Origin of the sequence: Corynebacterium sp. HMSC072A02 (assembly GCF_001810085.1) — a bacterium.
Taxonomy (GTDB): Bacteria; Actinomycetota; Actinomycetes; order Mycobacteriales; family Mycobacteriaceae; genus Corynebacterium; species Corynebacterium hesseae.
The window spans coordinates 17,715-30,217 of sequence record NZ_KV799854.1 but is presented as its reverse complement, the minus strand read 5'-3'; the positions used below and the strand labels follow the sequence as shown (position 1 = coordinate 30,217).

Here is a 12,503-nt window from a genome sequence, read left to right as displayed (position 1 = left end):
GACTAAAACAGCACCGTGGGCCCCGCAACCGGAGGGACAAAATTCCTGGTTAATCGGGCTGGTACGCAAAAAGCCCCTCAACGTGAGGGGCTTGAAGGCTCAACGCGCGCTGCGCTTAGGCGGACTGGACCTTCGTGAAGTGGACCTTGTACCGCGTATCCACATCCATCCCAGGGAACGCCGCGCGGAAGTCACTGTCATTAACCTCAATGGCGTCCTTGATACGCAGCAAGGGCGTATCAGGATCCGCCAACACTTCATACTGCAGCGTCGGCCGCGAGCGGTCATAGGCCACGAGCCGCGAAACCTTCTCAACGCCCTCTACCGCCGCGAGGGTATCCGCCACCGCACCCGCAATCGCAGACATCTCCGTTTTAATCGCGCCTTCCTCATCGGAGGCATCCGAGGGCACCGCGTTAAACCGATGGTGCCGCAGGTTGCTAATGACGAGCCACAGGCCGGCGAGGCTGCAGATGATCGTCGCCAAGCACAGCGCATACGGCCACCAGGACTGTTCCGGTAGGCCAGCCCACGTATCGTGGTCCACCCAGGACGCCAAATATGTGGCGAAGGGGACCTCGAAGTGTATAAGAATCGGCCACGCGCCCAACGCAATGAGCAGGAGCCCCAAGACAGCGAGAATCGTGCGGTCTATACCCGCGAGCGTCTTAGACATTGGCAACCTCCTCATCATTTTCAATCACCACGGTGATGTCCGGGGGCGGAGTAATCGCTCCGAGTGCCGCCGTTACGGCTTCAGTGACGCGGGCCTTGAGCTGGGCGTCGTCAGTATCGCCCGTCGCGGTCACCGTGATCTGAGAGCGGCCTTGTGAAATCTTCGCCCGACTCCGCGCCGCCACAGTTCCCGGGACCCGCCGTGCCGTCGCCGACGCCACGCGGGCAATATCCACCGCGCGCAGCCACATCGACGCGTCCTCAGACCCAATTTGCACGTGCATTGCCTTCCGCGGCGCGCAGGCCGCCCACAGCAGAATCAACCCGACGACGATGGCGACGCCCCCGGCGACCAGCATCCAGGTGGCGACAGTCGGCGTGGACATCACGTCGATGAATGGCTGTAGCCACGAGACACCGCCCTCCTTGGCACCCACGACCCAGGCTTCGCGCCCCGCGACGACGGCCGCGGCGAGCAGCAGGATGCCAACGATGATGGTCCACCCGCGCGCCGGCGGGGATGCTTTCGGGCGCTGGCCAAAGCCAACGGGAAGGGCGCTCTCACTCATGATGGACTCCTTCGCGGATAGTGATGGCACGCAGCGGCGTCGGCCGTGGAATGTCGACCCGGCGTGTGAACTCGGCGGAAGGCCGAATCTCAATGGGGCGTAGCTGGAGCGGCTCGGCGTGCGGGGTGCGCAGGGGCGCAGCCTGCGGGACCTGACCCCGCCGCGGCTGGACGGGGCGGGGCGCCTCAATGCGGCGCAGTGCGAATCCCCGCGGAGCCGGTACGGAACGGACGTCCACGGGTGCGGGTGTGGCGACAGCGCGCAGCGGCTGCGGCGGGGCTGTGCGAACGGGGCGTAGCTCGTCGTAGCGGTGCTCGCCAGGGCCGAAGCCTTCCGTGCGCACCTCAACGTCCGCCTGCTTGCCGACGCCCCTCACCTTCACCGCCTCCGGCACCGCCACCGCACGCACCGACACCGGTGAAGGAACCGCAACCTGGCGAACCTTTGCGTGCGGTGAGACCTCTACCGGCTTCAAGGCACGTTCCGGAACGATCGCGGGAATCTGCGGGGTTAGCGGCGCGCGGGTGTCGACCGCCAGTGCGGTCGTGCGCTCGCCCGCGACCGCGCCGGCGACCGTCACGTTGACGCGGGTGGTACGAAAGCCCGTGAAATCGCGGACGGCTTCCCGAATCGCCGTGCGGACGGCCTTCGCCACTGCGGTGACGGGGGAGGGCCAGTACACAGCGATGTCGACGTCGACCGCCACCATCTGTGTATCCGGGTCCATCTGCGCCATCACGCGCGGAAAGGCGCGGCCGGCGAGGCCGGCTAACTTAGCGTCGACAGCCGCGGTTCCCGGCACGCTCGCAATGGCGGAGCTAATGACCTTTTCCATCGCGCGCAGGGAAAAGCGGGTCCGCCCGGCGAGGGCGACCCCGGTGGAATCGGTGCTCACTAGCCTCGGCCTCTATCCTGGCCGACCACGCCCTTCCACACCGCGGTGAGGTCAATGCGGCCGTCGAAATGCGCGCCGATGACGCCGCCGACCGCGGCGAGCAGCACCGCCAGCGCGACGTACCACACGCCGAGGTAGATAAAAAAGGCCAGAACCAAGCCGGCGATCACGCCGAGGGAGGTGTAGTTCTTCATGGTTTTCCTTTAGTTCTGTGTGTCGGTTCCTCTACACCGCGTCGTCGAAGACAACGTCCACGCGGCGCGCCGCGGGCCAGGTGTTGCGGACGGTGGTGCGGGTGACGGCACCAAGCTCGGCGAGCGGAACGCCGGCGCTGACATCAACGACGACGTGCAGCTCCAGGTGCGTGTCATCCTGCGGGGTGGGGCGGCGGATGCCGTGTATGCGCTCACCGGGAAACAGGAGCGCGACCTCCCCGAACCGGCCGGGCGAGAGCTTGGCGACGCCCCTCAGATCCGTCACCGCCGCCACTATGGACTGCGCGATGGAGGGGGTCAGCTCGGCAGGGGCCACGTTATGCCTGGCCCTGGGTAACCGCTGGGGCTGACTCGGTGGAATCCTGCTCTTCCTTCGGCAGCTTGACGTCGTGGACGACGACGTCAACGCGGTCCACGCTCAGGCCGGTCATGCGCTCGACCGCATTCATGATGTTGCGGCGGATGGCCTCGGCGAGCTCGTGGATGGCCACGCCGTACTCAGCGATGATGGCGATATCAATGGAAGCGGTGCCGTTATTCACCTCGACGGTGACGCCCTGGCGCACGTCCTCGGAAGCACCGAAGGATTCGCGGATAGAACCCATCATGCGGGCGCCGCCGCCACCGAGGGCAGCGACACCGGAGACCTCGCGGGCGGCGATTCCGGCGATCTTGGACACGACGACGTCATCGATGCGGGTGGTGCCGAAGTCGGTCTCCAGGTTCTTGTTGCGCTCCGGTGCGGGTGCCGGGGTGGCGTCGCCAGCCTGAGTGTTCTGCTCGGCAACGTCCTTGGGGGTGGTGTTCTCAGCCATGCTCAATCCTTTTCATTGTGTAGTTGGTACCTACGTCACGAGCTTATCGCCGAACGCATAACGTGGGGCGGCGGGGAGGCAATCCTTGCCCAAAACGTGATGTTACCCACTGTTTCGGCAGGAGTTTGGAAAACGCGAGGTTACGTGCTTAAATACAGGGGTTGCTTTAACACAGCAACGTAGCCGCAGGCGCAAGCTTGTAGGGCGTTGTTGCTGGTAAGGCGAACATGACACCTTTGTTGTGGAGTTCATTCCAGAGCTGCACGCGAAGGTCATCCGATCGGGCTAGGTCCGCGCTTGAGCAGAGGCACCCCGAGAAGATGGACCGGAGAAGGGGCATGGCAAATAAACAGCGGCAGTATATGAATAAGACTTTGGTTGCGGATCGTTGAGATCTAACGCCCCAGTCTTCTTCCTATTTACTTTGACTACGGGTCTTGTACCCCGTCACGAGCACTGCACTCTGGGCTTTGCCTTAAGTCACTCTCGTGGTCGTCATGACAGTCAGACAACTGGCGTTGAGCCATGGCTTCCAGCCCGGACAACGTTATAGAGAAATCGAGAAGCAATTTCCCACCGCTTCACGCCCCGGATAGGCCGGGTATGTGAAAGTGGGGAAGCGAGGAAGAGGATAAGCGTGGCGGGACAAAAAATCCGCATTCGGCTGAAGGCCTACGACCACGAGGCCATCGACGCTTCTGCTAAGAAGATCGTCGAGACCGTTACCCGTACGGGTGCTCGTGTTGTCGGCCCGGTGCCGCTCCCAACCGAGAAGAACGTATACGCCGTTATTCGTTCTCCGCACAAGTACAAGGACTCTCGCGAGCACTTCGAGATGCGCACTCACAAGCGCCTCATCGACATTCTCGACCCGACCCCGAAGACCGTTGACGCCCTGATGCGCATCGACCTTCCGGCAAGCGTCGACGTGAATATTCAGTAAGCGATCGACACAACGTATTTGGTGGAGAACAAACAATGAGTGAAAACGAGATCAAGGGAATTCTGGGCACCAAGCTCGGCATGACCCAGGTCTTCGACGAGGAGAACCGCGTTGTGCCGGTGACCGTCGTCGAGGCTGGCCCGTGCGTGGTTACCCAGATCCGTACCAAGGAAACCGATGGCTACAACGCCATCCAGATTGCCTTCGGCGAGAAGGACCCGCGCAAGGCCAACAAGCCGGCCGCTGGTCACTTCAAGAAGGCTGGCGTGACCCCGCGCCGCTACGTCGCTGAGATCCGCATGGACGATACCTCCGCATACGAGGTCGGTCAGGAGGTCAAGGTGGACATCTTCGAGGGCGTGACCTTCGTTGACGTCACCGGCACCACCAAGGGTCACGGCTACGCTGGCGCCATGAAGCGCCACGGCTTCGCAGGCCAGGGCGCTGCCCACGGTAACCAGGCTGCTCACCGCCGCGTTGGTGGCATCGGTGGCGCTTCGTTCCCGGGCCGCGTCTTCAAGGGTAAGCGCATGGCTGGCCGCATGGGCCAGGACCGCGTGACCACCCAGAACCTGAAGATTCAGAAGATTGATGCCGAGTCCAACCTGCTGCTCATCAAGGGTGCTATCCCGGGTGCGCGCGGTGGCCTCGTCACCGTTAAGACCGCAGTGAAGGGCGGTGCACACGCATGAGCAACCTCAAGCTAGACGTCCAGACCGCTGACGGTAAGACCAACGGCACCGTTGAGTTGCCGGCCGAGCTCTTTGACACCGAGGCATCCATTGCTCTGATGCACCAGGTTGTCAACGCACAGCTCGCTGCCGCTCGTCAGGGTACCCACAAGACCAAGACCCGCGGCGAGGTCCGCGGTGGTGGTCGCAAGCCGTTCCGCCAGAAGGGCACCGGCCGCGCCCGCCAGGGTTCCATCCGTGCTCCGCACTACACCGGCGGCGGCACCGTGCATGGCCCGGTCCCGCGTGACTACTCCCAGCGCACCCCGAAGCGCATGATCAAGGCTGCTCTCTACGGCGCACTGTCTGACCGTGCACGTAACGAGCGCATCCACGTCATTGAGGAGCTCGTCCCGGGCCAGACCCCGTCCACCAAGCAGGCCAAGGCCTTCATCGAGCGCCTCACCGACCGCAAGAACGTTCTTCTGGTCATCGGCCGAGAGGACATCAATGCTCGCCGCAGCGCCAACAACCTGCCGAACGTCCAGATCCTGGACGCCGGCCAGCTGAACACCTACGACGTCCTCTACTCGGACGACGTTGTGTTCTCCGTTGAGGCTCTGCACACCTTCGTCGAGCGCGCTACCGGCGCTGCCGAGGAAGCTAAGGAGGAGAAGTAATGGCTAAGCTCGCTAACCCGCGCGACGTCATCATCGCACCGGTTGTGTCCGAGAAGTCCTACGGCCTCATGGAGCAGAACGTGTACACGTTCTACGTCTCCACGGACTCCAACAAGACCCAGATTAAAGATGCCGTCGAGCAGATCTTCGGCGTGCAGGTTGCTTCCGTGAACACCGTGAACCGTGCAGGTAAGCGCAAGCGCACCCGCACCGGTTTCGGTCAGCGTAAGTCCACCAAGCGCGCCTACGTGACGCTCCGTGAAGGCAGCGACTCCATCGACGTCCTCGGCGCAGGCGCTTAAGCCCCACCGAAGAGCCGAAAGGAAAAGGAAGAATTATGGCTATTCGTAAGTACAAGCCGACAACTCCGGGTCGCCGCGCATCCTCCGTGTCCGAGTTCGAGGAAATCACTCGCTCGACCCCGGAGAAGTCCCTGCTGCGCCCGCTGAGCAAGACTGGTGGTCGTAACAACTACGGCCGCATCACCACCCGCCACATCGGCGGTGGCCACAAGCGCCGTTACCGTCTCATCGACTTCCGTCGTACCGACAAGGACGGCATCCCTGCAAAGGTCGCTCACATCGAGTACGACCCGAACCGTACCGCTAACATCGCCCTCCTGCACTACGCAGACGGCGAGAAGCGTTACATCATCGCCCCGAAGGGCCTGAAGCAGGGTGCCATCGTTGAGGCTGGTGCGAACGCAGATATCAAGGTTGGCAACAACCTGCCGCTGCGCAACATCCCGACCGGTACCACCATCCACGCTGTGGAGCTCAAGCCGGGCGCTGGCGCTAAGCTGGCTCGCTCCGCTGGTGCTTCCATCCAGCTGCTGGGTAAGGAGGGCAAGTACGCCATCCTGCGTATGCCGTCCTCTGAGATCCGTCGCGTCGACATCCGTTGCCGCGCCACCGTCGGTGAGGTTGGCAACGCTGACCAGATGAACATCCGCTGGGGCAAGGCCGGCCGTATGCGCTGGAAGGGCGTCCGCCCGACCGTCCGCGGTGTCGTTATGAACCCGGTCGACCACCCGCACGGTGGTGGTGAGGGTAAGACCTCGGGTGGTCGCCACCCGGTGTCGCCGTGGGGCCACAAGGAAGGCCGCACCCGCAACCCGAACCGTTACTCGAACAACATGATCGTGCGCCGTCGTCGCCCGAACAAGAAGCGCTAAGAGGAGGTAAACAATGCCACGCAGCCTTAAGAAGGGCCCGTTCGTCGATGAGCACCTCCTCAACAAGGTTGATGCTCAGAACGAGGCCGGCACCAAGCAGGTCATCAAGACCTGGTCTCGCCGCTCCACCATCCTGCCCGATTTCATCGGTCACACCTTCGCCGTCCACGACGGCCGCAAGCATGTGCCGGTGTTCGTCGAGGACTCCATGGTTGGTCACAAGCTCGGTGAGTTCGCACCCACCAAGACCTTTAAGGGTCACGTCAAGGACGACAAGAAGGGACGTCGATAAGCGATGAGTGACACCATCACCTCCGCATCCGCAACGGCTCGCTACGTCCGCGTTACCCCGATGAAGGCACGCCGCGTCATCGACTTGGTCCGCGGTAAGTCCGTAGCCGAGGCACTTGCAATCCTGAAGTACGCTCCGCAGGGCGCCGCTGAGCCGGTTGCCAAGGTCGTTGCATCCGCAGCTGCCAACGCTGAGAATAACTTCGGCCTGGATCCGCGCACCCTGGTCATCTCCGAGGCATACGCCAACGAGGGTCCGACCATGCGTCGTTTCCAGCCGCGCGCACAGGGCCGCGCATTCATGATTCGTAAGCGCACCAGCCACATCACCGTGGTTGTCGAGAGCCAGAAGGAAGGGGCCAAGTAATGGGCCAGAAGATCCATCCTCACGGCCTACGTTTGGGCATCACTTCCGACTGGAAGACCCACTGGTACGCCGATAAGGACTACGCAAACTACGTAGCCGAAGACATCAAGATCCGCGAGTACTTGGAGAAGGGCCTCGACCGCGCCGGCATTGCCGACGTCGTCATCGAGCGCACCCGCGACCGCGTCCGCGTGGACATTCACACCGCCCGCCCGGGCATCGTGATTGGCCGCCGCGGCGCTGAGGCTGACCGCATCCGCCGCGAGCTGGAGAAGCTCACCGGCAAGATGGTTGCCCTCAACATTCTCGAGGTCAAGCAGGTCGACGCCAACGCAACCCTGGTTGCGCAGTCCATCGCGGAGCAGCTGGTTAACCGTGTCGCATTCCGTCGCGCAATGCGCAAGGCCATCCAGTCCGCTATGCGCCAGCCGCAGGTCAAGGGCATCAAGATTCTGCTGTCCGGCCGCCTGGGCGGTGCAGAAATGTCTCGCGTTGAGCGCTACCACGAGGGTCGCGTTCCGCTGCACACTCTTCGCGCCGAAATCGACTACGGCACCGCAGAGGCCCACACCACCTTCGGCCGCATCGGCATCAAGGTGTGGATCTACAAGGGTGACGTTGTCGGTGGCGTGCGCGAGTCCGAACTGAACGCTCCGGCGCAGGGCCGTGGCCGCGGTGACCGTAACGGTCGCTCGCGCCGTGGTGGCCAGCGTCGTCAGCGCGCACAGCAGAAGCAGGAGGGCTAATCCATGCTGATTCCTAAGCGCGTCAAGTACCGTCGCCAGCACCGCCCGACCCGCTCGGGTGTGTCCAAGGGCGGTAACCGCATCAACTTCGGTGACTACGCCATCCAGGCTCTCGAGCCGGCGTACATCACCAACCGCCAGATTGAGGCCGCACGTATTGCCATCAACCGCCACGTCAAGCGCGGTGGCAAGGTGTGGATCAACATCTTCCCGGACCGCCCCCTGACCCAGAAGCCGCTCGGCGTGCGTATGGGTTCCGGTAAGGGTCCCGTCGAGAAGTGGGTTGCCAACGTTAAGCCGGGCCGCATCCTCTTCGAGATGACCTACCCGAACGACGAAGTTGCCATCGAGGCTCTGCGCCGCGCTGGCCAGAAGCTTCCGTGCAAGGTCCGCATCATCAAGAAGGAGGACCAGTTCTAATGGCTACCGGTACCCCCGCCCACGAGTTCCGTGAGCTCGACAACGCTGAGCTGGAGACCCGCCTGAAGGATGCGAAGGAAGAGCTCTTCAACCTTCGTTTCCAGAAGGCCACTGGCCAGCTGACCAACAACCGCCGCATCGGCACGGTTAAGCGCGACATCGCCCGCATCTACACCGTTCTGCGCGAGCGCGAGCTGGGCCTGTCCGTTGCTCCGGGAGCTGAGGCTTAATCATGAGTGAGGCAAACGTGAACACTAAGAAGGAAAAGGGCGCTCGCAAGACCCGCACCGGCATCGTTGTCTCCGACAAGATGGACAAGACCATCGTTGTCGAGCTCGAGGACCGCAAGCAGCACGCCCTCTACGGCAAGATTATGCGCACTAACAAGAAGGTTAAGGCGCACGACGAGAACGAGACCGCCGGCATCGGCGACCGCGTTCTCATCGCCGAGACTCGCCCGCTGTCCAAGGACAAGCACTTCCGTCTCGTCGAGATCGTGGAGAAGGCTAAGTAAAATCTAGCCCTCCTCGATATCAGTGGCCCCCACGGTGAACGTGGGGGCCATTTTTTATGCGCTTTTCACTTCAGCATCCGGCACGCCACAGACAACAGCCTGTCAGGGGATCGGCGTTCGGTTATGGGTATTAAGCTGCGAAAACGTGTTAGGGTAAGGCCGTTCATCTCCTGAAAGGCCAAACTCTCTATGTCCGCGTTCTCTCGCTCTCTGCTTACCCTTGTCTGCGCTTCCTCCGTAGCAGCCCTAGTCGGTTGCACCGCGGAGGAGCCTGCACCTGTCGCTTCCGACGCCTCCACCGTAGATGCTGTCGACGTCGCTGCTTCAGCCACGGAGGAGGCCCAGGAAGAGGACGCGCAGCCGCAGCCGAGCATCGAGGCGGTCGGCCCCAACCCGACGCTGCCAGCCGGCTATACACCTGGGGCCGCGGATTTTGGCATGGCTGAAGGTGCGAAGACGTCCAACGCACAGGACGTAGCTAAAGACGGTGCGGGCACCTCCGACACCAGTGGCATTGAAAAGTGCGTGTATCGGAAGGATCGCGTACGCGGCGAGGGCAATCCTGCCGATGTTCCCTCCACTGTGTCGGGTACCGTACACAAGGCAAAAGCAGGCGACCTCGACGGTGGAGAGCCCGGCATTGTCTTGCCGGAGTACGCCTCGGAAGAGGTGTGGGTCCTGGCCTTGGACGCGCCCACCACGTTGAGCGGTACCAAGAGCGGCAGGCCGGGTGAGGTGGAGGTTCGTGCAAACCAGGAATGTATCGGAATAGTCGGCAATGGGGATTTGTGGGACGGCTACGAAGGCACGAAGGTCACCTTGCCGATCGATGCCACGAGCGGATTCTGGCAAAGCGATGTGAGTGTCCCGATGGGCACGCTGCGCATGCCCTACATACCGGCAGATATTCTTTAGCGCACCCGCCGGTGCGTGAGCGCGATAGCGATGCTAAAGACGCTGAGCACCGCGCCCACCGCGAGAAGAAACGTGCCGATGCGGTAGGGCGCGGCGCTGGCCAGGTCGACAGTGTGAAAGACCTTGAGCCAAACCAGCCAGCCCGCGATGAGCGCAATCGAACCCAGTGCGGAGATAGCCCGCAGCCCGCGGGTGGGGCGCTGGGTGGGGGAGAAGGCGTGGTAGGAGGCGTCGACAAGCGTGGCACCTCCCAGCAGCACCGACAGCACCACCGCAACTGGCACCGGCAGAAGCGCGCCCGTGCCGAAGACGACGGGCAAAATGAAGGACACCGTCACCACGAGGAAGAGCAGACCGTGGAGCCCGGTCGTGCGCAGGGGATAGCTCATAGTAGTTCCTCCACCTCAGAAATCGTGGGAGGCTGCGCGCCCGTGCGCGAAACCGTGATCGCCGCGGCCGTCGCCGCAAAGTGCAGGATCTCCTGCCACTCCTCGACGCCCAAAGCGCTAACGTCCCGCTCCACCAACTGGCTTAAGAGCGTGGCCATCACCGTGTCGCCCGCGCCGATGGTGTCCGCCACCTCCACCTCGACCCGCGGGACCTGCAGCGACACCGAGTCCGTGCGCACGCTCAGACCTTCCGCACCACGCGTGGTTACGACCACGGGGACGTGCGAAAGCGCGTCCTCACCGAGGAATTCAACTTCCTCCTCGCTCAGCTTCAACAGCGTGACGTGCGGCAGCAAGGACAACAAAAACTCGCGGTGCGCCGGGGTGGCAAAGAAGGGGCGGATGTTCGGATCCAGCGCCACCTTTGTACCCTGCGCCGCAAGCGCCTGAAGTAGCGCGGCATAGCGGGATGCGCCCGGCTCCAGGGCGAGGGAGACGGTGCCGAAGCAGGCCCAGGGGACGTCGGCAAGCACCGGCTCCACCAGCCGGTCCGCCGTGCCCTCCGTATAGAAGGAGTAGGTGGCCGAGCCGTCCTCCCCGATGTTGCAGACCGCCAGCGTGGTGGGCTCGTCACCGCGCTGCACGAGCGAGGTATCCACTCCTTCTTTATGTAGGCGCTCCACGAGCGCCTGCCCGAATGCATCCCGCGAAAGCCGCGATTGAAAACCCACGCTTGCGCCCAAACGCCCCGCCGCGACCGCCACGTTGAAGGGGCCGCCGCCCAACGCTGGGGTGAGATCCGCCAGCCGCCCGCGTCCGCGCGGAACGAGGTCAACGAGGCCTTCGCCACACACCATAATGTCCATAGAGCCCATACTATCGGGAGCATGAACTACCGTCCGCACTTCCATCTCTCCCCGCCGTCTGGTCGCCTTAACGATCCAAACGGGGTCTTCCTTGATGGCGATAACCTGCACGTTTACTATCAGCACGACCCCTGTTTCCCACACGCACCGAAGCAGACGGGGTGGGGGCACGCCGTGACTTGCTTAAGCGAGCCGCAGCCCTGGCGGCACTTCCCGGACGCGCTCTATCCCATCCGTGAGCACGACGCCCACGGTTGCTATTCCGGTGGTGCGGTGGTCGACGGCGAGGACGTCTGGCTGTTTTATACCGGCAACCTCAAGCGCGATGGCGTGCGGATTCCCTCGCAGAACCGCGTCCGCGCGGTCGATGCCGGCGGTCCAGAAGGCGGCTTCTACGAGCACGACGCCGCGAACCCCCTCATCGACGGGCCCGCCGCAGGTTTCACCGGGCATTACCGCGATCCCCAGATCACCCGCGACAAGGACGGCTGGCGCATGGTGCTCGGCGCCCAGGCGGAGGATGAAACCGGGCACGTGGTGCTCTATCGCTCCACGGACTTGGCGCAGTGGTCCTTTGACGGTGCGCTCACCTTTGACACCTCGGGCGCTGAGCCGGGCCTGAGCCCCGACCTGGTGCCGGGCGGCTACATGTGGGAATGCCCGAATTTGCTCACGCTGCGGGACCGCGCCACGGGGAAGGACAAGGATGTCTTGGTCATCTGCCCACAAGGTTTAGATCCCGTGCGCGGTAGCGCCACGCACTACGCCTCCTCCGACCAGTGCGGCTACCTCGTGGGCCGGCTTGAGGGCACGGTTTTCCACGTGGAGCGCGGCTTCAGCGAGGTGGACTATGGCCACCAGTTCTATGCGCCGCAACTGGTGGAGAGGGATGGCGAGGCCATCATGCTGGGGTGGATGGGGCTGCCCGCGCAGGATGACACCCCGACTGTCGCCCAGGGCTGGGTGCACACGCTGACGCTTCCGCGGCGCGTCTGGCTGGAGGATGGCTGGTTGCGCCAGGCACCGCTGTGGTCCGTGCCGGCGGGACCGGCGCGAGAGGGGTTCGGTTCGGTGGCCACGCTGCAGGCTGGGGAGGGCACATATGCGCTTGTCGACGCCTCCGGTGCCACCGCCTTCCTCGTAGCTTACGGCGGGGGAGAGCTGCGGCTCACGTCTGACGAAGATGAACGCGTCGTGCCGTGTCCAGCAGGAACACTGGAGCTTATCGCTGATGGCTGCGCGGTCGAGGTCTTTGCGGGCGATGGGCGGATTGCGGGGGCGTCGGCAGTCTTTGGCGCCGGCGACGCTCGCTGGCGCGGCTGGGAAGCCCGGTAGGGTGTGAATTTTCCTATATTTGC

Annotated in this window: 21 protein-coding genes; 13 read left to right on the top strand and 8 right to left on the bottom strand. The window is 63.4% G+C overall.

Features of this window, described 5'->3' with window-relative positions; all coding sequences use genetic code 11:
* Positions 1 to 115: 115 nt before the first annotated feature.
* From HMPREF2698_RS08230 to HMPREF2698_RS08205, 6 genes are read right to left on the bottom strand one after another with little or no spacing between them, the layout of a single operon-like run.
* Positions 116 to 676: a hypothetical protein gene (locus tag HMPREF2698_RS08230; protein ID WP_070521772.1), complete on the bottom strand. Its 561-nt coding sequence runs from the start codon at positions 674 to 676 to the stop codon at positions 116 to 118.
* Positions 669 to 1,244 carry a DUF6286 domain-containing protein gene (locus HMPREF2698_RS08225; RefSeq protein WP_070563588.1) on the bottom strand — a complete coding sequence of 192 codons (576 nt, stop codon included), beginning with the start codon at positions 1,242 to 1,244 and terminating at the stop codon, positions 669 to 671. The genes HMPREF2698_RS08230 and HMPREF2698_RS08225 overlap by 8 nt, the downstream gene beginning before the upstream one ends.
* Positions 1,237 to 2,139, bottom strand: coding sequence for an Asp23/Gls24 family envelope stress response protein (locus HMPREF2698_RS08220; protein WP_070563586.1), 903 nt, complete (start codon positions 2,137 to 2,139; stop codon positions 1,237 to 1,239). Before HMPREF2698_RS08220 ends, HMPREF2698_RS08225 begins: the two co-directional genes overlap by 8 nt.
* Positions 2,139 to 2,333, bottom strand: coding sequence for a hypothetical protein (locus tag HMPREF2698_RS08215; protein ID WP_010189668.1), 195 nt, complete (start codon positions 2,331 to 2,333; stop codon positions 2,139 to 2,141). The genes HMPREF2698_RS08220 and HMPREF2698_RS08215 overlap by 1 nt, the downstream gene beginning before the upstream one ends.
* A 31-nt stretch (positions 2,334 to 2,364) precedes the next feature.
* The gene (locus HMPREF2698_RS08210; RefSeq protein WP_246819455.1) at positions 2,365 to 2,619 is read right to left on the bottom strand and encodes a hypothetical protein; all 255 of its coding nucleotides are present in this window, start codon (positions 2,617 to 2,619) and stop codon (positions 2,365 to 2,367) included.
* A gap of 52 nt (positions 2,620 to 2,671) precedes the next feature.
* A complete protein-coding gene (locus tag HMPREF2698_RS08205) occupies positions 2,672 to 3,169 on the bottom strand; it encodes an Asp23/Gls24 family envelope stress response protein (protein ID WP_070521759.1) in 498 nt (165 codons plus the stop codon).
* 637 nt (positions 3,170 to 3,806) lie between these two features.
* Here HMPREF2698_RS08205 and rpsJ point away from each other — a divergent pair.
* From rpsJ to HMPREF2698_RS08145, 12 genes are all read left to right on the top strand, one after another.
* Positions 3,807 to 4,112: a 30S ribosomal protein S10 gene (gene rpsJ, locus HMPREF2698_RS08200; RefSeq protein WP_003848085.1), complete on the top strand. Its 306-nt coding sequence runs from the start codon at positions 3,807 to 3,809 to the stop codon at positions 4,110 to 4,112.
* A gap of 35 nt (positions 4,113 to 4,147) precedes the next feature.
* On the top strand, positions 4,148 to 4,804 hold the full coding sequence (gene rplC, locus HMPREF2698_RS08195) for a 50S ribosomal protein L3 (protein ID WP_070521756.1): 657 nt from the start codon (positions 4,148 to 4,150) through the stop codon (positions 4,802 to 4,804).
* Positions 4,801 to 5,463, top strand: a complete 663-nt coding sequence (rplD, locus tag HMPREF2698_RS08190) for a 50S ribosomal protein L4 (RefSeq protein ID WP_010189650.1) — start codon at positions 4,801 to 4,803, stop codon at positions 5,461 to 5,463. Before rplC ends, rplD begins: the two co-directional genes overlap by 4 nt.
* Positions 5,463 to 5,765 (top strand): 50S ribosomal protein L23, encoded by a 303-nt coding sequence (rplW, locus tag HMPREF2698_RS08185; RefSeq protein WP_070563580.1) that lies wholly within the window; start codon positions 5,463 to 5,465, stop codon positions 5,763 to 5,765. Before rplD ends, rplW begins: the two co-directional genes overlap by 1 nt.
* A gap of 35 nt (positions 5,766 to 5,800) precedes the next feature.
* Entirely contained in the window at positions 5,801 to 6,637 is an 837-nt protein-coding gene (gene rplB / locus HMPREF2698_RS08180) for a 50S ribosomal protein L2 (protein WP_070563577.1), read from the top strand.
* A gap of 13 nt (positions 6,638 to 6,650) precedes the next feature.
* Entirely contained in the window at positions 6,651 to 6,929 is a 279-nt protein-coding gene (gene rpsS, locus HMPREF2698_RS08175) for a 30S ribosomal protein S19 (protein WP_010189646.1), read from the top strand.
* A gap of 3 nt (positions 6,930 to 6,932) precedes the next feature.
* The gene (gene rplV, locus HMPREF2698_RS08170; protein ID WP_010189645.1) at positions 6,933 to 7,295 is read left to right on the top strand and encodes a 50S ribosomal protein L22; all 363 of its coding nucleotides are present in this window, start codon (positions 6,933 to 6,935) and stop codon (positions 7,293 to 7,295) included.
* Positions 7,295 to 8,041, top strand: a complete 747-nt coding sequence (gene rpsC, locus HMPREF2698_RS08165) for a 30S ribosomal protein S3 (protein WP_070446580.1) — start codon at positions 7,295 to 7,297, stop codon at positions 8,039 to 8,041. The genes rplV and rpsC overlap by 1 nt, the downstream gene beginning before the upstream one ends.
* 3 nt (positions 8,042 to 8,044) lie before the next feature.
* A complete protein-coding gene (gene rplP, locus HMPREF2698_RS08160; protein WP_070521748.1) occupies positions 8,045 to 8,461 on the top strand; it encodes a 50S ribosomal protein L16 in 417 nt (138 codons plus the stop codon).
* Positions 8,461 to 8,691 (top strand): 50S ribosomal protein L29, encoded by a 231-nt coding sequence (rpmC, locus tag HMPREF2698_RS08155; RefSeq protein WP_005276944.1) that lies wholly within the window; start codon positions 8,461 to 8,463, stop codon positions 8,689 to 8,691. The genes rplP and rpmC overlap by 1 nt, the downstream gene beginning before the upstream one ends.
* A 2-nt stretch (positions 8,692 to 8,693) precedes the next feature.
* Complete coding sequence (gene rpsQ, locus HMPREF2698_RS08150; RefSeq protein WP_070521746.1) at positions 8,694 to 8,975, top strand: 30S ribosomal protein S17; 282 nt, start codon at positions 8,694 to 8,696, stop codon at positions 8,973 to 8,975.
* A gap of 189 nt (positions 8,976 to 9,164) precedes the next feature.
* Positions 9,165 to 9,890, top strand: a complete 726-nt coding sequence (locus tag HMPREF2698_RS08145; RefSeq protein WP_070563574.1) for a hypothetical protein — start codon at positions 9,165 to 9,167, stop codon at positions 9,888 to 9,890.
* Here the strand turns inward: HMPREF2698_RS08145 and HMPREF2698_RS08140 are convergent.
* Positions 9,887 to 10,279, bottom strand: a complete 393-nt coding sequence (locus HMPREF2698_RS08140; RefSeq protein ID WP_070563571.1) for a hypothetical protein — start codon at positions 10,277 to 10,279, stop codon at positions 9,887 to 9,889. The genes HMPREF2698_RS08145 and HMPREF2698_RS08140 overlap by 4 nt on opposite strands.
* A complete protein-coding gene (locus HMPREF2698_RS08135; RefSeq protein WP_070563594.1) occupies positions 10,276 to 11,145 on the bottom strand; it encodes a carbohydrate kinase family protein in 870 nt (289 codons plus the stop codon). The genes HMPREF2698_RS08140 and HMPREF2698_RS08135 overlap by 4 nt, the downstream gene beginning before the upstream one ends.
* Before the next feature lie 21 nt (positions 11,146 to 11,166).
* Here HMPREF2698_RS08135 and HMPREF2698_RS08130 point away from each other — a divergent pair, with 21 nt between their 5' ends.
* Entirely contained in the window at positions 11,167 to 12,480 is a 1,314-nt protein-coding gene (locus HMPREF2698_RS08130) for a glycoside hydrolase family 32 protein (protein ID WP_070563568.1), read from the top strand.
* Positions 12,481 to 12,503: the final 23 nt, after the last annotated feature.